The organism is Liquorilactobacillus mali KCTC 3596 = DSM 20444 (assembly GCF_000260415.1).
Classification (GTDB): Bacteria; Bacillota; Bacilli; order Lactobacillales; family Lactobacillaceae; genus Liquorilactobacillus; species Liquorilactobacillus mali.
Genome location: NZ_BACP01000091.1, coordinates 1 through 608 on the forward strand (window position 1 = coordinate 1; position 608 = coordinate 608).

Genomic DNA, 608 nt, shown 5'->3' on the forward strand with positions numbered 1-608 from the left:
TGGACCAAGCACAGCTTCCAAAGGCACAGCGTTATAAAATTGGTGATATTCTTGACGCCATAGGTCTCAAGAAGGCCACCTATTATGATGAACGTAAGCGTATCAAAAATCATGTCGATAAGTATATTGATATCAAAGCTAAAATTCTAAAAATCACCAATGATGGAAAATGGCGGGGACGATTAACCTACGGTTATCGACGAGTTCAAGAGGAACTAGTCAAACTGAATATTCATATTGCCGACAAAGTAGTTCGTCATTTGATGGATGAGTTGAACGTTCAAGTGAGTATGTACAATCGTCGTAAAAATGGTAAATATTCTTCATATCGAGGAACTGTTGGTAAAATAGCAGAGAACGTTTTGAAACAAGATTTTAGTCACACAAAACCGTATGAAGCCTTACACACTGATGTGACTCAAGTTCGCTTAACAGATCGAAAATGGGCATATATTTCCGTAATTACTGATGAAGCTAGCAAAGAAGTTTTGGCCTTTCAAGTTAACGATAGTCCTAACCGTGAACTGATTACCAATACGCTTGATGAATTAATCGCTAAGCTTCCGAAAGGAAGCAACTCTATCATTCATTCTGATCAGGGATGGCAC

General features: G+C 38.3%; 1 protein-coding gene. It reads left to right on the plus strand.

The window, feature by feature from the left end:
- A partial coding sequence (locus GSM_RS14875) for a DDE-type integrase/transposase/recombinase (protein WP_010078424.1) occupies nucleotides 1–608 on the plus strand: 608 nt, incomplete at both ends.